Annotated in this window: 28 protein-coding genes; 17 read left to right on the top strand and 11 right to left on the bottom strand. The window is 64.0% G+C overall.

All coding sequences use genetic code 11. The features are described from left to right. Nucleotides 1–141 precede the first annotated feature (141 nt). The 4 genes from AB0300_RS12705 to AB0300_RS12720 all read right to left on the bottom strand — a co-directional run bounded on the left by AB0300_RS12705 (nt 142) and on the right by AB0300_RS12720 (nt 1,978). Nucleotides 142–459 (bottom strand): hypothetical protein, encoded by a 318-nt coding sequence (locus AB0300_RS12705; RefSeq protein ID WP_366216130.1) that lies wholly within the window; start codon nt 457–459, stop codon nt 142–144. Nucleotides 460–689: 230 nt separating this feature from the next. Then, nucleotides 690–1,091, bottom strand: coding sequence for an HNH endonuclease (locus AB0300_RS12710; RefSeq protein ID WP_366216131.1), 402 nt, complete (start codon nt 1,089–1,091; stop codon nt 690–692). Nucleotides 1,092–1,538: 447 nt separating this feature from the next. Beyond that, on the bottom strand, nt 1,539–1,772 hold the full coding sequence (locus tag AB0300_RS12715; protein ID WP_366216132.1) for a helix-turn-helix domain-containing protein: 234 nt from the start codon (nt 1,770–1,772) through the stop codon (nt 1,539–1,541). Continuing rightward, entirely contained in the window at nt 1,769–1,978 is a 210-nt protein-coding gene (locus AB0300_RS12720; protein ID WP_366216133.1) for a hypothetical protein, read from the bottom strand. Before AB0300_RS12720 ends, AB0300_RS12715 begins: the two co-directional genes overlap by 4 nt. 90 nt (nt 1,979–2,068) lie before the next feature. On the opposite strand from AB0300_RS12720, the gene AB0300_RS12725 reads away from it, so the two are divergent. Then, on the top strand, nt 2,069–2,509 hold the full coding sequence (locus AB0300_RS12725; RefSeq protein WP_366216134.1) for a helix-turn-helix transcriptional regulator: 441 nt from the start codon (nt 2,069–2,071) through the stop codon (nt 2,507–2,509). Between the two features lie 52 nt (nt 2,510–2,561). Continuing rightward, a complete protein-coding gene (locus tag AB0300_RS12730) occupies nt 2,562–2,879 on the top strand; it encodes an ImmA/IrrE family metallo-endopeptidase (RefSeq protein WP_366216135.1) in 318 nt (105 codons plus the stop codon). On the opposite strand, the gene AB0300_RS12735 is transcribed toward AB0300_RS12730, so the two are convergent. The 4 genes from AB0300_RS12735 to AB0300_RS12750 form a co-directional block, all read right to left on the bottom strand. After that, the gene (locus AB0300_RS12735; protein ID WP_366216136.1) at nt 2,827–4,056 is read right to left on the bottom strand and encodes a site-specific integrase; all 1,230 of its coding nucleotides are present in this window, start codon (nt 4,054–4,056) and stop codon (nt 2,827–2,829) included. The two genes, AB0300_RS12730 and AB0300_RS12735, sit on opposite strands and share 53 nt — an antisense overlap. 420 nt (nt 4,057–4,476) lie before the next feature. After that, nucleotides 4,477–5,424: a hypothetical protein gene (locus AB0300_RS12740; RefSeq protein WP_029266130.1), complete on the bottom strand. Its 948-nt coding sequence runs from the start codon at nt 5,422–5,424 to the stop codon at nt 4,477–4,479. Between the two features lie 90 nt (nt 5,425–5,514). After that, nucleotides 5,515–6,645, bottom strand: a complete 1,131-nt coding sequence (locus AB0300_RS12745) for a tyrosine-type recombinase/integrase (RefSeq protein WP_062635495.1) — start codon at nt 6,643–6,645, stop codon at nt 5,515–5,517. A 14-nt stretch (nt 6,646–6,659) separates the two neighbouring features. Further along, nucleotides 6,660–7,397: a helix-turn-helix domain-containing protein gene (locus tag AB0300_RS12750; protein ID WP_062635493.1), complete on the bottom strand. Its 738-nt coding sequence runs from the start codon at nt 7,395–7,397 to the stop codon at nt 6,660–6,662. A 95-nt stretch (nt 7,398–7,492) separates the two neighbouring features. Between AB0300_RS12750 and AB0300_RS12755 the strand changes: the two genes are divergently transcribed. The 9 genes from AB0300_RS12755 to AB0300_RS12795 all read left to right on the top strand — a co-directional run bounded on the left by AB0300_RS12755 (nt 7,493) and on the right by AB0300_RS12795 (nt 16,121). After that, nucleotides 7,493–7,687 (top strand): helix-turn-helix domain-containing protein, encoded by a 195-nt coding sequence (locus AB0300_RS12755; protein WP_062635491.1) that lies wholly within the window; start codon nt 7,493–7,495, stop codon nt 7,685–7,687. Between the two features lie 464 nt (nt 7,688–8,151). Next, a complete protein-coding gene (locus AB0300_RS12760; protein WP_051667911.1) occupies nt 8,152–9,972 on the top strand; it encodes a hypothetical protein in 1,821 nt (606 codons plus the stop codon). 39 nt (nt 9,973–10,011) lie between these two features. Further along, on the top strand, nt 10,012–10,428 hold the full coding sequence (locus AB0300_RS12765) for a hypothetical protein (RefSeq protein WP_029266140.1): 417 nt from the start codon (nt 10,012–10,014) through the stop codon (nt 10,426–10,428). A 303-nt stretch (nt 10,429–10,731) separates the two neighbouring features. Further along, entirely contained in the window at nt 10,732–11,250 is a 519-nt protein-coding gene (gene mobC, locus AB0300_RS12770; RefSeq protein WP_029266142.1) for a plasmid mobilization relaxosome protein MobC, read from the top strand. Nucleotides 11,251–11,252: 2 nt separating this feature from the next. Beyond that, nucleotides 11,253–12,659 carry a relaxase/mobilization nuclease domain-containing protein gene (locus tag AB0300_RS12775; protein ID WP_029266145.1) on the top strand — a complete coding sequence of 469 codons (1,407 nt, stop codon included), beginning with the start codon at nt 11,253–11,255 and terminating at the stop codon, nt 12,657–12,659. Nucleotides 12,660–12,945: 286 nt separating this feature from the next. Then, nucleotides 12,946–13,812 carry a metallophosphoesterase gene (locus tag AB0300_RS12780; RefSeq protein WP_051667912.1) on the top strand — a complete coding sequence of 289 codons (867 nt, stop codon included), beginning with the start codon at nt 12,946–12,948 and terminating at the stop codon, nt 13,810–13,812. Between the two features lie 571 nt (nt 13,813–14,383). Beyond that, entirely contained in the window at nt 14,384–15,094 is a 711-nt protein-coding gene (locus AB0300_RS12785) for a hypothetical protein (protein WP_102207978.1), read from the top strand. Between the two features lie 362 nt (nt 15,095–15,456). Further along, a complete protein-coding gene (locus AB0300_RS12790; protein WP_143049226.1) occupies nt 15,457–15,801 on the top strand; it encodes a hypothetical protein in 345 nt (114 codons plus the stop codon). 20 nt (nt 15,802–15,821) lie between these two features. After that, nucleotides 15,822–16,121: a hypothetical protein gene (locus tag AB0300_RS12795; protein ID WP_029266153.1), complete on the top strand. Its 300-nt coding sequence runs from the start codon at nt 15,822–15,824 to the stop codon at nt 16,119–16,121. A 5-nt stretch (nt 16,122–16,126) separates the two neighbouring features. On the opposite strand, the gene AB0300_RS12800 is transcribed toward AB0300_RS12795, so the two are convergent. Beyond that, on the bottom strand, nt 16,127–16,270 hold the full coding sequence (locus AB0300_RS12800) for a hypothetical protein (RefSeq protein ID WP_156040315.1): 144 nt from the start codon (nt 16,268–16,270) through the stop codon (nt 16,127–16,129). A 29-nt stretch (nt 16,271–16,299) separates the two neighbouring features. Between AB0300_RS12800 and AB0300_RS12805 the strand changes: the two genes are divergently transcribed. Continuing rightward, nucleotides 16,300–16,581, top strand: a complete 282-nt coding sequence (locus AB0300_RS12805) for a hypothetical protein (RefSeq protein WP_029266155.1) — start codon at nt 16,300–16,302, stop codon at nt 16,579–16,581. A gap of 7 nt (nt 16,582–16,588) precedes the next feature. Here AB0300_RS12805 and AB0300_RS12810 read toward each other — a convergent pair whose 3' ends face one another. Beyond that, a complete protein-coding gene (locus AB0300_RS12810; protein ID WP_029266157.1) occupies nt 16,589–16,987 on the bottom strand; it encodes a hypothetical protein in 399 nt (132 codons plus the stop codon). 7 nt (nt 16,988–16,994) lie between these two features. After that, nucleotides 16,995–17,342 (bottom strand): Lsr2 family protein, encoded by a 348-nt coding sequence (locus AB0300_RS12815; protein ID WP_029266159.1) that lies wholly within the window; start codon nt 17,340–17,342, stop codon nt 16,995–16,997. 150 nt (nt 17,343–17,492) lie between these two features. Between AB0300_RS12815 and AB0300_RS12820 the strand changes: the two genes are divergently transcribed. From AB0300_RS12820 to AB0300_RS12840, 5 genes are all read left to right on the top strand, one after another. After that, nucleotides 17,493–17,738: a hypothetical protein gene (locus tag AB0300_RS12820; RefSeq protein WP_029266161.1), complete on the top strand. Its 246-nt coding sequence runs from the start codon at nt 17,493–17,495 to the stop codon at nt 17,736–17,738. Then, entirely contained in the window at nt 17,735–18,385 is a 651-nt protein-coding gene (locus tag AB0300_RS12825; protein ID WP_029266162.1) for a hypothetical protein, read from the top strand. Before AB0300_RS12820 ends, AB0300_RS12825 begins: the two co-directional genes overlap by 4 nt. 79 nt (nt 18,386–18,464) lie before the next feature. Further along, entirely contained in the window at nt 18,465–18,662 is a 198-nt protein-coding gene (locus tag AB0300_RS12830; protein WP_071327683.1) for a hypothetical protein, read from the top strand. After that, nucleotides 18,659–19,264, top strand: coding sequence for a GIY-YIG nuclease family protein (locus AB0300_RS12835; RefSeq protein WP_029266166.1), 606 nt, complete (start codon nt 18,659–18,661; stop codon nt 19,262–19,264). Before AB0300_RS12830 ends, AB0300_RS12835 begins: the two co-directional genes overlap by 4 nt. After that, nucleotides 19,246–20,385, top strand: coding sequence for a hypothetical protein (locus AB0300_RS12840; RefSeq protein WP_062635485.1), 1,140 nt, complete (start codon nt 19,246–19,248; stop codon nt 20,383–20,385). Before AB0300_RS12835 ends, AB0300_RS12840 begins: the two co-directional genes overlap by 19 nt. Nucleotides 20,386–20,420 lie beyond the last annotated feature (35 nt).

The following is a 20,420-nucleotide window of genomic DNA, read 5'->3' on the forward strand; positions in this document are numbered from 1 at the left end:
ACTCTTCGTTGATCGCCATGTTCAGTGGCCTTCCTTGTGTAGTGCGCGTTGGTAGGCGGCCGTTTCGACCAGGAACCCCGCAACCCGCAAACGCCGGTCACGACGCAACATCAACAAACGACGAACGACCGAGAACATCGCTCAGCCCGCCAAAGGCCAGTCGGTGACGTACGAACCAGAGCTCGTGAGCCGCATCGTGAACCGGTAAGAGGTATGGGTGGTGCGCTGACGCAACGCCTCCCAACCCGAACGGTGGACCAGCGTCACATCACCGTCCTTCGAGTGAGCAGCCACCACGGCCAGGCACTTCTTGCAGCCAGGCCAATCGACCTGAGCCGCCTTGTCGATATCGGCCGCAGTGAGCGTCTTCCGCCTGCCGCAGTTGGCGCGGACCTCCACGCCCTGCTCGACCGACCGCCTCACGTCATCCGACAGATAGATGTGCAGACGCTTACCCATGTCGTGCTCCTTATGTCTCCTGTGCCATATTTCGGCGAGGGTTCGGGTAACCCCATGCACCCGAACCCCCACCCACGCACGCAGCCCCACACCACGCGCAACCCCACAACCACCCCAACGGTGCAGGGAAAACCAAGTGCCCCACCCGTGCACGACCACGGCGCCGGCCAAACCGACCATGAGGCTCCCCGGGCCGTTCCTAACGAATCGCAGACACACCTCTATGCGCCTCATCGCCGTGTGCCGACTCGGGATTTCATGCATGCTCGACAACGCCGCCAACCGTTCCACCAATAGGTATTGGCCGCGGAGTACTCATGGCCTCTAGGGCAGTGCGTCTTCCGCTTGTTCACCGCAGTGCGGCCTTCGCCACGGAGCACGTTCACGGCGTTCGTCACTGCCTCTAGGTGGTCCGGGTTGACGCACGCACGATTGCGGCACGTGTGGTCTACGAAGCGACCATCTAGAGGTTCTTTGAAGTGCTCGTACGATAGCCGATGACCGTAGTGCGTCCGCCCCGCGACGGACATCGTGCCGTACCCGTCGGGCGTCTTGCCCGCGGTCCATGCCCAACAACCGCTCGCCAAAGGGATGTACTTGCTTTTGAATCGGTCCAGCACAGAGTCGTCCATGTGAACTCCTTTCCGTGGGCGCCGGGGACTCGAACCCCGGTGTATGCCGTCCACCCGCCAGGCGCTCCATCTCCCCGCATATGCACCAGCCGAAGCGCACGAGAAGTTCTAGACCGGTAACCGCCGCCCCGAACGGGGAAGCCTGGACTCGTTAGATCACCGGCCCGTGAGAGCCTTGAATTACTCCACACCCCGCCCTCACGAGACGGAGCCGCCACCCCAACCAAGGAATGGACCTCACACCATCCGCGGAACCACCCCTTGGTGGCCGGCCATCGGCTTGACGCTTACCTCTATGTAGTTCGCCCGATCTCCCCTTAGCCGGTCGGTGTAACGCGGGATGGGGGCGGGATTTAGTTGTGCGTGCCCCTGTTTTCGGGTGCACTCGTCCGCCCCTCCCCGCGACAGGGAGGTGCGGGAACCAGTTCTCGGTGGTCAGCCGGCGCCTCAGTGGGGCGCTTTGTTGGGCCTTTCGCGAAGCCACCGCTCAAGCTCGTCGTGAAGAATCACGGGCTTGGAGTCGATGAACGATGGGACAAGCTCGCCCCGTGTGATGTGTTCCCGCAGCTTCGTAACCCCGATCCGGGCAACGCCAGCCGCCTCCGGGATGGTGTACGCAACCTGCTTCTGCTGCATCAATAGATCGCGAATCTCGCGCAGGAGCTTCACAACGCTCTTCATGACACTCCCTCGAACAGGGCCTCCGGCCGAACGCCAAAAAGGCCGCTCAGGTTGCACACGTCCACGAACGTCAGTTCTTCAGAACCTTCGATCTTGGACCGAGCAACCCGAGCGGCCTCGGATACAGCTTCAACGGCGAAACCAGAGTCGGCAGCCATCGCGCGCACGTTGGCGGCGATGGTCTGGGCGGGGCTTCTTCTTTCCATATGGACAAGGTAACACCCGTATGGAGAGAGTGCAAGCGAAAAGTGTCCATACGGGCTGAAAAGTTCTCGCACGGCGCATATGCTGGACGGATGGATACCAAAGACTCGATCTTGAACCGTGCCATGGGCGCTCAGATCGCCGCAGAGAAGGCCGCTTTGCGGCCCAAGAAGTCGGTGCGAGAGCTGATCGTTGAGACGGGCCTCAGCGAGTCGACGATCAATCGAATTCTCAGCGAGGCCCCTAGGGATATCCATGTCACCGCGATCGCCAGGTTCGCGAGGGTCTTCGGAATAACTCCGCAGGAGCTTGTCCGGCGAGCCGTTGAGCGGGCGGAGGGCTTCGGAGGGTGGTGGTCCGACGGGCCGACTCTCAACCCCGAAGCGCCCGTGTCCCCGGCCCCGGCTAGCATCGCCGATCAACGACAGAAGAAGAACCCGGCTGAGATGACCGACGACGAACTGGAAGCGATCCAGAAGAAGGCAGCGATCAATGACGAGCACATGGACCAGGACGAGTCAGACCTTCCCTAGGGGCCGTGCGTACGACCCATGGGAGCACGCCGCCTCGCTAGGTCTCGAAGTCGTGACGAGACCGCTGCGGACCGGGCATGAGCTGTGGCTGCCTGAGTACAACACGCTTATCGTGAACTCGCGAATTCGTGCGGTCCATCAACGTTCTGCCCTTGCGCATGGCGTGGGACACGCAGCCCATGGCCATGAAGACGATCGTCCAAAGCACGAAAAACAAGCCGACAAGTTCGCCGCGCAGAATCTGATCGATCCCGACGAACTTGCCGACTTGTACAAGTGGTGCCCGGATGAACAACGGGTTATCCACGAGCTTGGTGTTACGACCCGCCTGTTTCGAGCGTACGTGCTGGCCCATCCGCCGGCGGCGTGACGAGCTCGCCGAAGCTGCTCATAGCGATGCGCAGGCGGTCGATGTTGCCGCGAGTCTTGTATGCGCGGGTCATCGTGCGCGTCGAGTGCCCGACGATCTCAATCATCAGGTCCTCGGGGACGCCTGCCTCGTAGAGCATGTCCACGGCGGTATGGCGCAAATCGTGCAACCGGACGTTGCGCCCGGGAAAGATGTCTTCCACGAATCGGTTCCAGGCTTTGGTGTCGCGGTCTGGGTCCCTGGGCCGTCCGTCTTCGGTGAACACGAGGCCCCAAGGATTCTCGGGTTCTGATTCGAGGTGTTCTAGGAGATAGGTTCGCAGTGGTTCGACGAGGGGGATGATGCGCCATCCTGCCTTTGACTTCGGACGGGTCCAGTACAAGCCGCCGCGAATGTGGCGGTACTCGAAGTCTGCCGGGGCCACTAGGTTGCCGTCCCTGGCGCCGGGAAGGCGTTGCAACTGCCATGACAGGTCGAGCACGTCGCCAACGCGATCACGCTCAAGACCAATAACTTCGCCCCGTCGAGCGCCCGTGAGCACGCTGACAATCCAGCGAGTTCCCCCTGGGGTCGCCCTGGCGCGGGCGATGAACTCGCGGACCTCTTCCTTCGTCAGCACGTCCAGCGACGTAACCGCTCGACGTGGCGCCTCAACCAGCTTGGCCGGGTTGCGGAACAAGCGACCCTCGCGGACAGCAACCTCAAACGAGGCCGACATGATCCGATGGGCATTGAGGGCATATGTGGAGGAACCGTTCGCGTTGAGTGCAGACGCGTGAACCCTCCGGATGGTCGCGGCGGTGATTTTGTCCAGCTTGGTTCCTGGGCGCAGACCCGGGATGATGTGCGCTTTGACCACCGACTTGTACCCGTTCAGCGTTGCCGGACGCACCCTCTTGGCGGCGACCTGTTCAAGCCAGTAGGTAAACCACTGCTCGACAGTCAACACGTTCGTATCTAGGTCGCCTCGATCCTCGAGCTCTCGACGCGCCTTGGCGAACTTCACCATGAGGTCCGGCTTCGACTTCGCGCGGATGTACTTGCGGCGGCGAGTCTTGCCGTCCTGAGAGGGCAGTTCCAGCACTGCGGTCCAAAGGCCCCGGCTGTCCTGGAAGACTGCCCCCTCACCTTTCCCGCGGCTAGGCGCACGTTGCGTGCGCTTCGAGTCTTCTGCCATGCGCGCTCCAAAATTCGAGGTTGATTACTCCGACATGCATCGGTCTTCTACGGATGTTCCGCTGGCGGATCATCGCTGCTCCCTTCCGGCCAAGGTGCAACCACAGGTGCATCCTTCCTGGCGATTCCAGGCGATGCCGTGTGATTCCGTACGGCTAGATTAGCCAGATGTACGGAATGAAAGCAAGTCCATACGGACCAAATTTTGAGACTGAAAATCGAAAGGTCACCGGATCGATGCCGGTCGGAGCCACTGGAACCCTCGCGTAGCTTCTACATCGCGGGGGTTCTTTTATGCGCTTATCAGGGTTTTTCCGCGTCAGCGACTGCCTCCCTCCGGGCAGGCTCTGGGGTTTTCAGTCGTGGACTCCGCACAAACTCCGCACTATCAGGCTCAGGCAGCAGCGTCGCCCGAACGCAACTAGCGCCCAATCCTGACCCCAAAGTCTCGATGCATCCCCAGAGATAGAAGCCCCGTGTAGTTGCTAGCGAAGGGCACGGCACGAAGGTGGTCAATCAACGCTCGCTGACGAATCGTCACTGAGCCCTGTTCACCAGTCAAGCGCGCCTTCGCCACCGCGTGGATCGCGTCGATCTCGTCGGCGAAAGCGGATGCAACTGCGAGGTTGATGGAAGGGAACGCGAACTGGATCGTCTCTCGCCACTGTTGCACCCCCTCTTCGGCGCTAGGACCCTTGCTGAGGAACCGGATGGACGGTCCGTGGTGGTCGATGATCACGCCATTCGGGTCCTCCTCGCTACCGAGGCGCAGCCCGGATTTCCGAGGTTGCACTGCAAGCCCGTGCTTCGTCGAGTTGTACACGTTAGCCTCGCGGGCGAGCAGCGCGGCTGCCCGAGTCAAGAGAAATCGAAGGACGTCAGCGTCCTCTGTCCATGCCTCCGCGGATACCTCAGCAGGCGCATCGAGCCTGCCGCGGAATACCTCGCGCAATAGCTCATTGCGCGGAGGGCTGGTCAACAAGTCGCCCGCCATCTGCTTGAACTTCGCGAAGCTCGTCAACGACGAGAGCTTCAGCGGCGGACAAGGCTCCGGTTCCACGTGCGCGAAGTACAACCGCAGGAGTGCCTCCGCCGCGAGGTACATGATCGAGATCGACTCGACCACAGCGAATCCGTCGATCTCTTCGTCGTCTAGTGGCACCTCTAGCTCGACGCCCATACCCCACGCACGGACACCTCCAACGAGCGCGGGATGCAAGGCGGCATCGGCGTCGCCGAGGGCGACGAGCAACGCGATTCGAGTTCGCAGGTACTGCGATGGTGAATGCGAATAGAAGTCACGGTTCAGCTCGTCCGCAAGATTCAGCCCGCTCGCAGGATCAGGCGCCGGCGGCTGCTCATCAGTCATCGATGGATCGTATCCGCAGCCACGGACACTACGATCGGGTAGAGCGGAAGCCCTCTCCTCACTCCGCCCCGGGCTGCTTCTCGCACCGGATTAGATCAGCCCGTCCAGCTTCTGGCCCATGATGCCTGCAGCTTTGGTGGAGCCCTTGATGGTGTTCATGTACACGTCCTGGGTCATGCTCGGGTTCTCGTGTCCGAGGTAGTCGGCGATCTCTGTCGCGGACAGTCCAGCCTTGTCAAGAATCGTGGCTACCGACTTTCGGAACGCGTGCGTTGACAATCCCGGGTACCCCAGGCCGTCGCGACGGTCTCGAAGCTCCCGCTGCGTGTTCGAGGGATCGCGAGGGCGCATCAGCGGAGTCGGGAAGATGAGGTTGGTATCGGCGCGCAGCCTCTCGTGCCGCTTGTGAAGGAGGAGCATGGTCGCTTCCGGCAAGTGGGTGGTACGCGCGGACTTGTCGGTCTTCGCGAACTCCTGCCGCACAATTCCCCGCCCCTTCACACGCACATTCTGCGCGACAACGGAAGCTGTGCCGGCGGCGAAGTCGATAGCGCTCGCTTCGAGCGCGCACACCTCGGCCACTCGCCACCCTGACGCGAGCATGAACGTGATCAGATCCACCGTGTCCCACTCGTTGAGCTTCTCGTCCTCACGGACGCGCTGGAGAAACATCGGCAGTTCGTCCAACGGGATTGCGGTGCTGCCCTTCTTCTTCCTTTGGGTGACGCGCTCGAGCTCACGCACGGGGTTGTGCGACAAAGCCCCGTTCCGCACCGCTAGGCCGAGCATGCCACTCAGCGCCGATCGGCAGTTCTTTGCTGCCCCCGGGCCGGCTTCCTTCTCAACGGCGTTAAGAAACTTCTGCAGCCGTTCAGGTGTGGCCTCGGCGACTGAGAGGTCGCCGATCCGGGGCGCGATATGAGCGGTGACTGCATAGCCGTAGGTCTCCAGCGTGCCTTCTGAGCGCCCCAACTCACGCCGGGACTCCAAGAACCTCTGGCCGAGGGCGCGGAGGTGCGTTGCCGGTTTCAGCTCGCCACCGCGGTCGGCCTCGATCGTGGTCAGCGCATGCCTCAGCGCGGCCGTCGCCTTGGCCTTGCTCGGCGCGTGCTTCTCGATCTGGCGGGATTTGCCGTCCGCGAAACGATACCGCGTGCGGGCACGCCACTTCCCCGGCTGAACCTCGGCCACGTGGATGGTGCCGTAGGTTCCGATCGCCATTCGAGGTCTGGCCATCAGACTTCACCGTCGGTGGATGCGCGGAGTTCGTCAATGAGCACACGCGTGACGCGCCCACGCGCCTGCGGCGTGCTGTCCTCGCCGGCACGGAGCAGGGCCTCGACTTCAAGGGAATGGCCCCAGAGTCGCGCCGCGTACTGCTGAAGCAGAGGTGGGCGTATCCCAAGCTTCTTTGCCGCCCGAGACTCTGCAAGGCTCACACTAGGCCGACGAGCGCTCTGACGCGTGTCACGGTCGGGCACCTCCGTCATGGCCCCCCACTGTGCATCCACCTGGTCATACGACTCGGACTTCCTGCCGTGCACCCTCATATGCTCAAGGGCCGCCATCTCGAGTTCCTCGTCCCACTCGTGATCCCCACCTATCGGCGCGGCGCCCACGTGCGCATAGTCGCCATCCTCGAGCGCGATCGGTGCGCCCGACAGTACGCGGTTGACCCACTCCCGCCGCACGGGCTGATCCTCACGGAGCTCGTACGGCCGTTCCAGCAACTCCGCAGCCCCAAGAAGGTCGGCGAGTCGAAGCGGCTCACCAGAGAGCTTTCCAAGTGCGAGTGCGAGCGTGAGAAGCGTCGGAACCGTCGGCGCAGCCTTGCCCCGCTCAATCGCCTGGACGCTAGACAGGCTCCACGTTGCTCCGTAATCGCGTCCAACGGTCGCGATCGCCTCAAGGGTAATCCCGTGCCGCCGCCGGTAGGCGGCAAGAAATCCGCCCACCGCTTCCGCGTATGCCATTGATTCCATGCTTACAAGTTACCAGAATCATGTAGCTTGTGTTACGGTACCTCACAAGTTACAAATTTCTGGTACTCGCTATCAAAGGACTCCGCATGACACAGACGACGAACACCCTCCTCGACGTTCACGATCTCTCCGCCCAGACCGGCATGTCTGTGTCGACTATCTACCGCAAGCGGTCGCTCGGTGAGCCGCTCCCCCGGGCCGTGAAGATCGGCGCCGCTGTTCGCTGGCGTCAGGCCGATGTCGACCGTTGGATCGAGGAGCAGCTCGAGCCGGCGATGTGATGCGTCCTCGCCGGACCCATTGCGCGCGGAAACCGTGCGGAACTTCGAGGCAACTGTCGGGACCGACACGTTCCGCGTGGTGTTCCGCACGTGGCGCGCCCCGCCGTCGCCTAGATAACCCGCGCACGGGAGCGGAGATGCGGACGGAACCCCATCACTTCTCTATTGGCACCTCGGAGGCGAAATAGGTGCAGTCCGCGCAGGAGAAGTGCGGGGGTGACTTCCGCACTACCGATCTTCCTCGGCTCCCGGGAGCGTGCCTGCTCTTGCCTCGCCCCCGAAGCGGCCTGCTGGTGCTCAACACGCGCACGGCAGGGTGCAGGCGCGGATACGAAGGGACCGCAACCACAAGATCGACATCACGCTCGAACCCTGAGCGAGCACTACCCATACGGAAGAAACAAAAAGGGCCACCGAGCTGCAACTCGGCGACCCCATGGCGGATCTGAAAGGAGATCCTGCATTTGACTACCACCAGCGTACCTGAAGACCGCGATATCCCCGAGGCGCTCGGGAAGCGGTCCACCGCGCAGCAGCTCGTTGAGTTGGCCCTCGATCACTACGACCTTCACGTCGATACCGATGGCAAGCCTTTCGGTGTTCGCAAGGGCGGTCACGTAGCGATTCCTCTCCTCGGCAGCAGACGCTCCGTCCGCAAGGAACTCGGCGGCATGTACCGGCGTCGGACCGCTCGCACAGCCTCGCAGAACGCGTTGACTGAGGCGATGAGCGCGCTTGAGTACGAGGCGGAGGAGAGTTTCGAGCCCATCAAGCTGCACCTGCGCACGGCGCGCCCCAGCGACGACGAGATCTTCATCGACATCGGCGATCGCAGTGAGCAGGTCATCCGCGTGACGGCAGCCGGCTGGGAGATCCTCGACGGCGACGATGACCTTCCCGTGCTGTTTCGCCGCACCGCCGTGACCGCCCCTTTGCCCGTCCCTGCGCGCGGCGGAAACCTCGACGCATTGTGGGAGTTCGTCAATCTGCCGGCCTCGGACCGCGGCTTGATCATCGGCTGGCTCGTCGCTGCGACGATCCTTGTCGGTCTTCCGTGCCCGGCCTTGGCTCTGCTCGGTGAACAGGGAACCGCCAAGACCAGTAGTGCACGACGGCTCTTCTCCCTGTTCGATCCGACCACCGCGCCGGTGAGGCGCCCACCGAACGATGCGGACCGGCTGCTTCACGCCGGGGCTCACTCGCGCGGCGTGGTCTTCGACAATATGTCGTCGATGCCGCGTTGGTTGTCGGACGGCTTGTGCCGATTCGTGACCGGTGAAGCTGATGTCGACCGCGCGCTGTACACCGACGACGACGTGCGCATCATGCAGGTGCAGGGCGTCCTGGGATTCACCAGTATCGATATCGGCGTTCTCAACGGCGACCTCGCCGAGCGATGCGTCTGGGGAGATCTTGAGGTGATCCCCGCAGACAGGCGTCGCTCAGAACGCGAGTTGAACTCCGCTTGGAACGCGAGCTACGCCTCGATGGTGGGTGCATTGTTGGACCTTGTTGTTCTGACCTTGCAGCAGCTGCCCGTCGTGAAACTCGGCAACAAGCCTCGGATGGCGGACTTCGCCGAGATCTTGGCCGCTCTTGATCATGCAACGGGGTCAGACACTCTGAGCCGTTACCGGCGGGCGCAAGATTCTGTCGCCGAGGACATCGTGAGCACCGACCAGTTCCTGGTGGCGATCACCGAGACGATCAAACGTCGCTGGACGGGTACCGGCAAGGCCCTTCACGAGCTCTTGCGCAGACCCTCGGACGATCGCTATTGGCCCGAGCCTCGTGGCATGAGTGGCAAGCTCCGGCGAGTGGCTCCGGATCTTCGAAAGGCAGGGTGGCAGATCGACGAGATCAAGCCGGACCCGACCACCAAGCGTTCCAAGACTTGGGTTCTGGTGCCTCCGGATTCCGCCATCTCCGATGCGGATCTTGCGAGCGTGAAACTGACCCGCGAGTTCGTCGCTGAAGACGTTCGAGCGTGGATCGCTAGGTTCATGGCGAACGGGGCCACCGCCTCATGCGCCACCGACCACGGATCCGCTGCGAGCTCGGGCTTCCCTATCACTTGCCGGACGCCCGGCTGCACTGCCGGCTGGCGCTCCGAGTGGGACACGCCGTTGCAGCGGTCCCGAGCGCTGACCTCACGACTCGCGGACGAACTCACGGCTCTCGGTATCAGCGTTGCTGACCTGGACCAGTACGTCGGCAGCGATCCCTTTGCACCTCCGGGTAGGGGCGAGGAGACCGTAGCCCCACCTAAGACCGAGCCCCGTTGATCGGGGCTGACCACTACACCGCACCGTTAGGAGAACACCATGCGAAGGACCCGTAGTCAGCTCCGAGCTGCGCAGATCGCCGCGCTGCAGGCCGAGCAGGACGCCTACGACAAGAACGTGAACGACGCGATCAAGGTCGCGGCGTTCGCACGCTGTGACGCCGTCGAGCAGCTGTACGAGCTTCTCGACGTCCAGCCTGAACCACCCATCATTCGTGATGGCAAGCACGGCCGCTACGAGGTCACGTCCGATAAGGACGAGGCCAAGCGCGCTGCTCGCCTCATCGAGGCTGTCACCGTCCTGCTATCAATTGAGGAGCAGCCTACGACGCAACCAGTCGGCAGTGATCGTCAGGTTCCTGCTCAGGCAGCTGAGAGACCGCCGCAGGCGGCTTCTCCGGCCCTGGTCGCGACGACTTCAAGCACGCCGACGGCGGTCAAGCAGCCAGCCGCCTGAGCGTTGCGTCGCCCGCGGCCCCGTGCGGTCGCGGCGAGTAGAGAAACCCCATCTGCCCTCGAAGAGGCGCTGATGGGGTTTCTCCGTTTCGGAAGGTGGCGCCACGACCTGTGCGTGGAGGCGGGAGCCTTCATCCGGGTGTCGGGCCGGAGGCCTGACCAAGGAGTATCCAAGGACAGGAGCGCAGCGATATGTCTGACGGATAAACTGCTTGCCGTTATTTGTGTAGTCTGGGACCACCCTCGCGGAGCGGGGAAGCAAAGGCCCAGACTGCACAAAGAACCGAGCGAAGGGGACGACCTGATGACGAGGACCGGCAAGGCGAGCGAAGCGACGCCGCGTCGTCCGAGGAAGAGGGTCGTCAACTTTGCGAAGCGCCGCACACTGAGGTTCAGCGACGACGAGGAACGAGCCGTCGACGACGTGCGGCGAGCTTTGGCCAAGTCCTCCGGACGCGACCTCGAAGAGGTCTCCTTCTCCGAAGCTCTGCGCCTGCTCATTACTGACCGTGAGGGTGCCGCCGAGGTGGAAGCGAGGGCGCTGGCTATCGAGCGCCAGGGCCCGAACGTGACCGACTGGGGCCTGGCCGACATCTCCGATCGGCTCGGGTACGAGCTCGGTCCGATTCGCAATCACATCGCGCATATCGGCGGCAACCTCAATCAGATCGCGAAGCGGCTGAATATCGGCGACCCGGTGACCGCTGGGGAGGTCTCGGAGGCTCTCCTTACGGTGGCTGAGCTACGCGATGTTCCCGACGATATCGAGAAGCGCATCGCACGCCTCGTGGACCATGGCCTGCCGCCGCGCGGGACGGTGTAGTTATGCCTGTTGTGGTGGCGAGCTCGACGCGGTCGGCCGATGCGCTGATCAACTATGCGCTCGATGACAAGCCCGAGCAAGATGGCGAGCGGTACGTCATGGCGTCCGGCGTGGGCGGCATGCTGGTATCGGTCGCGAAGCAGCAGATGCGCGACGTCCGCAAGAAGTGGGGTAAGGACAAGCCTGGCGCGTTCGTCCAGGCGTATCACGTCATCCAGTCTTTCGCGAAGGACGAGTTGGACCCCGAAGAGCCAGACGACTGGCTGACGGCTCAGAAGCTCGGGACAGCACTCGCAGAAGAGAGGTTCCCCGGCCGACAGGTGCTCGTTGTAACACAACGAGACGGGCGAACAGGCTGTGTGCACAACCACCTCGTCGCGAACTCCATCGAGACCAAAACCGGCCGCAGTCTCAACAGTTCAGTCGTCACGCACGCACGCCTTGTCGAGGCACATGAGCGTGTTCTTGAACAGCGCGGCTTCGAGCAGCGAGCGGACCTCAAGCAGGCCTTCAGCGACGCGAACGAGCGCTTCGAGCGGGGCGAGCCGAGCGGTCTTCGCCGCGCCGGGTCGACCGCGGACAGTGAGCTTCGCGAATGGCAGCGGCACATCATCTGGGAAACAGAATGCGACCTCGCGGATGAGTTCGGTGCGCCCCGCAACAAGCAACCTTTTAGTCTCACCGTGCTGAGGGCGAGCATCGAGAACACGCTCGCCGATCCAGCCGTTGTCGACTGGGACAGCTTCGTCGAAGTCGGTAGAACCCGAGGCGTTCAGATCGAACAGCGCGGCAAGAAGGGCCGTGGCATTTCGTACGGCATGCTTCGCGAGAATCCGGACCGAACCCCAGCCGATCCAACGCCGAGTGATCGACGCCGCTGCACCACACTCGGCACGGCCTTCGAGAGGGACGCTGTTGAGACCGCTTTCGCTCGCAACAGCGCGGTGACATTGTCCGTGCCACAACACACGACTGTTGAACGCCGACTGTCGCCCAAGAAACGCATGATGATCGCTCTGGACGAGGCGACACAGGAGGCAAATCGCGCCGCGCAACGCCTGGTGGCTACAGCCCTGTCAAACGCCGACGCGATGACAAGCGAACACGAGAATTCCGGTGCGCACGCTCCCACCGAGCTACCCGCAGTCCCGGGCACAATGGGACTGTCGGAACTCCGAGAAACTCAGCCACGGATCGCGGACCCAGAGGAACCAGAAACGGAGGTCACGGTTCCCGACTACCGTCCGCACGACGTCGAGCAACCGCGATCGGCGCGGCCGCAGGCTAACACCGGTGAGAATCAGGAGACCTCCCCCAAGCCTCGCCCGCTGCGACTGCGGTTCCCCGCACTCTTCGAAGAGGCGGAGCTTTCCGCGCCCGATCACCAAGAACGGAGCATCGGCGACTAGCACTGTGCAGTGGGTGGCCGGTGACCGCCTCGTGTCCATATAGTGGTCCGACGGTGCCCACACTACATAGTCGCTAGTGGCAGTCCGAAAAACGGGCTTCAGCTGGTCCTTTACAGGCCGGTTCGTGGTCACTAACGGGACACCGGCATTTCGCTGGGCAGCAGGGGTGGCCAGAACATGACCACAATATGGTCGCTCGGCGCCCACTGATCTCGGCCGTTTCGCATTCTCCACGTTGAGTTGTCGACGCCATGTCCGAGTCGGCACTCACGGGCATGATGGATGGATGCAGATCCATGAGACAGCCGACAGCTTCGACCTGCCGGATGAGCGCGTGTGGGTCGTGGGCGACCTCCACGGCAATGCTGGATGGATTCAAACGCTGCTGCCCGCGATGCGTCGGCATGACCCATCGCTGCGCACCATCCTTCAACTCGGAGATTACGGTTTCGAGCATGCTCAGCCCGGGACTGGCCCGGTCGATTATTGGGCGAAGCGCACAGGCATCGAGCGCGTGCTGGTCACGCCTGGCAACCACGAAGAGTGGAACCACATCACCCCGGCGCAGGAAAGCGCCTCCGGTATGGCGATCAGGGTCAGTGACGTCGTGTGGCTCATCCCCCGGCCGTTCCGTTTTCAGATCGCGGGACGCGAGGTGCTATCGCTCGGCGGCGCGTCCAGCGTCGACAAGGCGTTTCGAACTGCGGGCAAGGACTGGTTCGAGGATGAACTCATCACGGAACCGATGGAAGCCGCCGCGATTGCCGGCGGCCCGGCCGACCTTATGCTCACGCACGAGTCTCCAGCGATCGCGGTACCGGAGGTGCAGCGGCTGCTCACGAACAATCCGCATGATTTTCCTCCCGAGGCGTTGGCCGTATCTGCTGCACAGAGAGAGCGTGTGCAACGTGTATCTGATGCTGCGCTCCCCCGCTTGCACATGCACGGCCATATGCACGTTTACGGTAAGTTTGAGCGCGAGGACGGCAGGACCGTGGTCAGTCTCGATCGGGACACGTTTGCCTGCAACGCAGGAGTGCTCGACCTCGCGGGCCTCGCGTTCAGCCCACTTCCACTCAACGAGATCCGCGGCGGAAGACGACGGTACAAGCACCGCGCTGATCAAGGCGATGGCGCCGTCGTTCGCAGCTGATGGACCGGCGGATCGTCACCCTCCGCGGGATGATGCGAGCAGCCCGGAAGCGACTGGCCTCATGCGCTCTCCACTTCGAGGCGCAGATCGCGCTGCCCCGAACCGGTTGCTGGGGGCTTAGCGAGCGCCCCAGCTCCGTAGGAGCATTCCGCTGAGCCCTGTGCTCATCCGCCCAGAACTCGTCTCCGGGCGTGGCACAAATCTGACCTCTCTGCCCTTCTAATCACGGGAATGAGACCTCAGCGGACGCCGATGGAGCTAAGTGTGTCATTGGACCGCCAGCGGCCTGGATGATGATGAACCCGGCTCGATGCTGAACTCGATGAGCCGAATCGTATTTACTTTGTTTATTTCGCGGGGCAGCTCACGTTGCGCGCACGCCGGCCCACGCAGCTACGTGGTCACGTCGCTCTGAACACATCGACGCGGGACGTCGATAGCTAGGTCACGGGCGCCTGCCCCGGCCGCGCCGACTACGACGATGTCGACCTGATCGCTGAGGTTCTGCATCAACAGTGACCCCCCGCCGCTTACGCAAGCTATACTCGCTAATGACCGTTAGGATCCGATGATGTCGAACGCAACCGCACACCCCCTCCGCAGCGATCGACGCGCATACCTCACGGCGACTCGGTCGGACGAAGGTCGCGAGATCACCATCAAGATCGTCGGTCCTGTGGAATTCACGGACCACGAGGCCGAGGAGCTCGCGCACGAGCTGAACGTGCTGGGCTCCAGCGGTCGGCGCGCTCACCTCATCAGCATCCTGCAGGGCGTGAACAAGGCGCTCCGGCTCGAGGAAGAGCCTGGGCACTCGTCGCTGACGGAGGCTGAGCTGGACGCACTGCGCGCAGCCGGCTCGCTCGTTGAGCCGGAGAACGCGCTGCCTGTCGAAGAGCGCCCCAGCGTGCTCACGGCCCTCCGCCAGCAGGACATCCTCGCTGAGGCGCTGCCGACTAAGCGCGTCGCAGAACTGCTCGACGTGACCGAAGGCCGAGTGCGCCAGCGCCACGGCGAGGGGACTCTCTTCGCGATCCCGGGCCCCGGCCGCGGCCTGCGGTTCCCGACGTTCCAGTTCACCGACCACGGTGAGCTCCCGGGCTGGGGAACGGTGAGCCGAGCGCTGCCCGAAGGGGCGAACCCCGTGGCCGTGGAGTACTTCCTCACTCACGCTCACCCCGACCTGGGAGACGGCGAGCTGACTCCTGCCCAGTGGCTCGCAGCCGGCAAGCCCGCAGAACCTGTCGCGGCGCTGGCCGAGCAGGCGTTCTCGATCCGATGAGCGCGCTTCCTGCCCCCGACGCATCGAAGTTCCCGCATCCTCTCCCCCCGAGCGCTGTCCGTACGCTGCCGGCCGGCACGATCTTCGGACGCATCTACGACGCCGGCGGCGCTCACCCTGCCCGGTGGCACGAGCTCCGCCACTTCGGGCCCACGGGGAGCCGATTCGATCACCACCCCGATCCCGTGGGTCACCATCCGAACCACGCCGTGACCTACGTCACGCCCCAGATCACGGTTCCACCGGAGACGGCAGTTCAGAGCCTCCTGCTCGTTTGCCTATCAGAGTGCTTCAGCGACCGAGGCGTCATCGAACGCGGTGGCGTCGGAGCGGGAGGGACCGGGGGCACGCAGCCTCGGTTCGTGCTGTTCGCGACCACCCGCGAGATCACACTCCTCGACCTTATCGACAGCACCTGGGTCACGGACGTCGGCGGGAACGATCAGATCAACACTGGCGATCGGTCGCTGTCCCGGCCGTGGGCCCGCGCCATCCACCAGGCATATCCCGACGTCGACGGCGTCTTCTACCGCCCCCGCACCATCGCGCAGCGTCCGCAGCTCCCCGAGGCTCGCGCCGCGGCGCTGTGGGAGCGCGCCGAAGACGCCCTGCCGGTGAGCCCGACCGCGGACATCGAACTCAGCTCGCCTGGACTCACCGTGACGCTCGAGTCGTTCGCGAAGACCCTAGGCCTCGGCTTGGCGTAGAGACCCGAAAGGAGGGTGTCATGACCGCCCGTACCTGGTCTCAAGACCTCGAATACCTTCGCACTACGCTCACGCGTGCTCAGCAGACGCGCTATCGGCGCCAGGAATTTGTCCAGCTCGAGGACGGCAACACGGAGCTCGGATGGGTTCTCTATGAACGCGAGCAGATGCTCGCAGCAGTGAACGCTCTCCACGCCGCTGCAGGCAAAGCGCCCGTCTCGAGCGACCAGCTCCAGGCTGCAGAAAGCAGTGCCTGTGGCCATGTCGACTATACGTCGAAGTTCGCCATCGGGTGCGCGGACCTGGTGGCCGCGGAATGAGTCCGTCATCCGCCACCCCGCACGCCTCCGACTCGGCCGAGCAGCGCATGGCGGAGCAGCGCATGGCGGAGCGCGCGATCGTCGCGGCCGTCGCCGAGCAGCTGGGCGTCGCGCTCACTCCCGCTCGGATCGCGATCGATGACGCCCACATGGAGATCGACGGGCGACCCCAGACCGCATGGTCCTCGTGGAGGCCTACGCCCGTATCGGCGCACTCAAGGGTGCGCAGCCCCGCAAGCTCGCCACCGACGCGTTCAAACTCGCCTGGGCCGGTCAGAAGCTCGGTGCGACCCGGCTCATCCTCGCCGTGGCTGACGAGGCGGCGGCCAGCTACCTGCATCGCCCGGGCGCGTGGCTGACGGCTTCCATCCGCGACGCCGGCATCGAGATCATCGTCGCCGAACTCGGCGACGTGATGCGCGAAGCGATTCTCGCGGCGCAGGCTCGTCAGTACCGCTGAGATTCAGCTACTGTAGCTCGCGGCGGCCGCGACGGAACTTCTTCTTCTTGAGCGGCGCCGTCGGCCGTGGATCAGCTGCCTGCGAGAGCGGATCGACGTACCCTCGCCGGTTCGCCGGCACCCACCCCTTTGGTGTGTGATCGCGCTCAGCATGGCGTGCGTCGAGCCCGGCCTCACGCCGTTGCCCACGTGCGCGCCCCGCGCGCGCCTGGCGCTCTTTCGCGATGCGTTCACGCTCCTGCTCACGCAGGACGTCCGCTCGCCGCTGCTCCTCAGACGTAAGCCGCGGGGCGCCATCAGAGGAACGAACCGGGTGCTTCTTTCCGTCGCCGACGCGCAGACGGATACTCGCGGCGTTCTTCGCCTTCCAGTTCGTCCCCTGCTCGAACCCGCGCGCCTCTCCCACGGCGGCCTCAGTGCGCGGCGTCGTACGCCTGCTGCACCGCGTCGGGGACGCGGCCGCGGTCGGAGACCTGGTGACCGTTCTCCTTCGCCCACGCGCGGATTGCCGAGAGGTCGCGCTTGGCGGCGCCCTGCGAGTTCCGGCGCCCACGGCCTCCGCGAGTACCGCCGGCGGACACCCGGCGGGCTGCCGCGATCCACGGCTCAAAGGCCTCTCGCAACGCTGCTGCGTTCTTCTCGGACAGATCGATCTCGTACGCGGTGCCGTTCAGGGAGAAGGTCACCGCCTCGCCGGATCCGACTTCCAGGACTTCTCCGTCGATGTCGTCGACGAGCTGATGCACGATTTTGCGGGCCATGCCGCCGAACATATCAGCCAGCATCTAAGCCGAATCGCAATGGTGGCCGATATCCCGCGAACTGCGTGCGGGATTCGAGACCACTCTTGTCGATGTCGACCTCTCGACGTACCATTACTAATGCATTACTAACACGCTTGGAGGCCTCGAATGGCTGCACGACCGATCAGTTTCGCCGTCGAAGAGACGGACGTCCCTTTGCTCCAGGAGCTCGCCGATGCGTTCGGCGGCGGCAACCGCAGCGAATTCCTGCGCGTCGCCATGAAGGAGTTCAAGAAGAAGCTCCGCGTCCAGCAGATGAACGATCTGCACGCCGAGATGCTCGAAGAGCGCGGCGGCAAGGTCTACACGACCGAGGAAACGCTCAAGCTCATCGAGGACTTGGGAACCTCATGAACAGCCAGCGGGAGCGCCCTCGGATCGCGGTCGTCTACGACATCAACGTCTACCTCGACCACATCCGTAGCGGCACCGGAATGCTGCTCCCCGACAAGCTCCCCTCCCCTTCGGCGGCATCCGACGCTCTCTCGCTCGCGTTCGATCAGCAGGTGCGTTTGTTCACCTCGCCGCACATCCTGCGGAACGTCCACCGCCTGATGATCGCCTCCGGGCAGTCTGAACGAACCACGGCCAAGTACATCGAGTTCGTCGCCGAGGCCTGCGACGACTCCGGAGGCGCGATCGTGGACCCGGTCGTCCGCGACTATGCCATCGGGAATCACGAGGACAATAACATCCTCGCCCTCGCGAAGGACCCCGCCGTCGACGCGGACGTGATCGTCTCCTCCGACCATCACCTCATCGATCTCGGTCCCGCATGGAACGGCCGGCTGATGATGCGGCCGCGACAGTTCACCTCGCACATGGTTCGGTCCAGCTTGCAGAGTGCGGCTCAGCACACCCCCGCCCCGAAGGTGCCGCGGACTCCCGCGCCACCGAAGCGCGTCTCCGATGCCTTCCCCGAGCTTCGCGGTGTGCACCTCGATCGGTATGGTCTTGCTGGCTCCTCCGCACCTCAGCGAGAAGATGGCCTGCAGCACTGAGAACAACCCGGGACACTGCCGACCTTCGAGGACAATCCGTGGGAATGCGGTCAACGAGGGCATCGTGCATGATGACCTCATGAGCGCATCGCACGACGTCATCACCCCCGCCGAGCTCGGCCGCGAACTCGGTCACAACGACGGTGATCGGCCCGGCATCACTGTGCGCCGCTATCTGCGCGAGCGCTACCCCGACCACTTGAAGAACCAGCGCTGGGAGCTGACCCCCGAGCAGGCCGACGAGGTTCGTGCGCACTTCGGCAGGACCTCGGCGTGAGCGCTGACTCCCTGCACGACCTCACCAATCCTGCCGTCGCCGCGCTCACCGGAGAGCGCTGGGCGATCATGGAGGCCGCGCAACTCGTCCCCGCCCGTCCCGGACTGTACGCCATCTACGGCGACGAGCAGGCCTGGCGGGATCTCCAGCTTGAGCCGGCTCCGGATCATCCCCTGTACGTCGGCAAGGCCGAGGAGAGCCTGGTCTCGCGCGACCTGAACGGTCACTTCGCCACGAACCCGAAGTCCAAGCCCCGCACCGGCGGGTCCACGGTCCGGCGGTCGTTCGCCGCCCTCCTGCGCGACTTCCTCGATCTGCATGCGGTCCCGCGCAACCTCGCGAAGCCGGAGCGCTTCGCGAACTACGCCCTTGCCGACGGCGGCGACGCACGCCTCAACGAGTGGATGCACGCGCGCCTCCAGCTCTCTGTCTGGCCGGCGCCAGCGGACATGCGGGTCCCGCTCGGCGACGTCGAGACCAGCGTCATCGTGCGCCTCACACCACCGATCAACTTGGACAAGAACCCCGGCAGGCTCCCCCGGCTCTCGGCTGCTCGAGCCGCGATGGCCGCCGAGGCCGCCGCGTGGCGCCCCGAGGGCTGAACGCCATCGTGGAACTCGAGATCACCGCTACTCCGCGCGAGACACTCGTCTGGGCGCCGTCGACCGAGCACGCTGCACAGCTGCGACGAGAGCTGACTGACTCCGGCTACCTAGTGCTCGATGCTGATCCGTGGGAGCTGAACCAGCAGAGCATCATCCCCGAGGGCGAGCATCTCGAGTTCGACCCTGCGCGGATCTTCAACGTCGACATCGGCGCCGACGCGAACGCGTCCCTGCAGATGCTCGTCGACTCCGGTCACGTGCTCTTCTGGCACCGGTGGCATCCGCGACCAGCCCGGAAGATCTGGGGGGTCGCCGTCTCGTCGCAGCGTGGTCGCCGAGCAGGCACCAGTCCGGTCGAAAGCGCCGTGCACTTCGGACTCAAGGTCCGCGGCAGCCGCGAGCTCGGCCTCCGCATGTCGCGCGAGACCTACGCCCGGATCAACAAGCGCTCCTCCCTGCAACGCTGGTACCGCGAGGAGGACCCGTATCTCTGGGACGCGATCGACGACAGATACGAGGACCCCGACCACCGCATCTACACAGACGCATGGTGCTCGTTCCTCCAGGAGCTGGCACTGGCGAACTACGACCTCAACATGGCGCACTTCGCCTCCCTCGACACTGCCGAGTTCGATGCCGCGCTGCAGGCGGCAATCACCAGCCAACCGGGCATGACCGAGGTCACCGATCTCACGAAGTGGGATGGGGTGCCCGGCCTCTACGTCATGGTGCTCGACGAGTACCGCCAGGCGTATGTCGGCGCGACGAACGCCTCGGTCGGAGTGATGAAGCGCATCAAGCAGCACTGGACCGGTGCGAAGCCTCTGGACCGGTTGATCTGGCCCGATCCCCGAACGTCCATCCTCTCGATCGACAGCTTCAGAGCTCTCGACACCACGCGCATCTTCGCCGCCAGGACCTCGCGGTCGTTCGACGGTGAGAACCCGCTGCTGGACCTCTTCCCGCCGCAGTTCATGTTGAACCGCATCATGGGCGGCCGCGATGTAGTGAAGCTCGCCGGCCTCGTCGGCGTCGACCAGGTCATCAGAACGCGCGTCTTCGACGCCGCCGCGCCTGACCAGCAGACTGAAGCCGCGAGCAATCTCAGTCAGGCCTGAGACACCTTCAACAGGCGAGCCGCTTGCGCTTCACC

This window comes from Microbacterium sp. NPDC078814, assembly GCF_040702645.1.
In the GTDB taxonomy this organism is placed as follows: Bacteria; Actinomycetota; Actinomycetes; order Actinomycetales; family Microbacteriaceae; genus Microbacterium.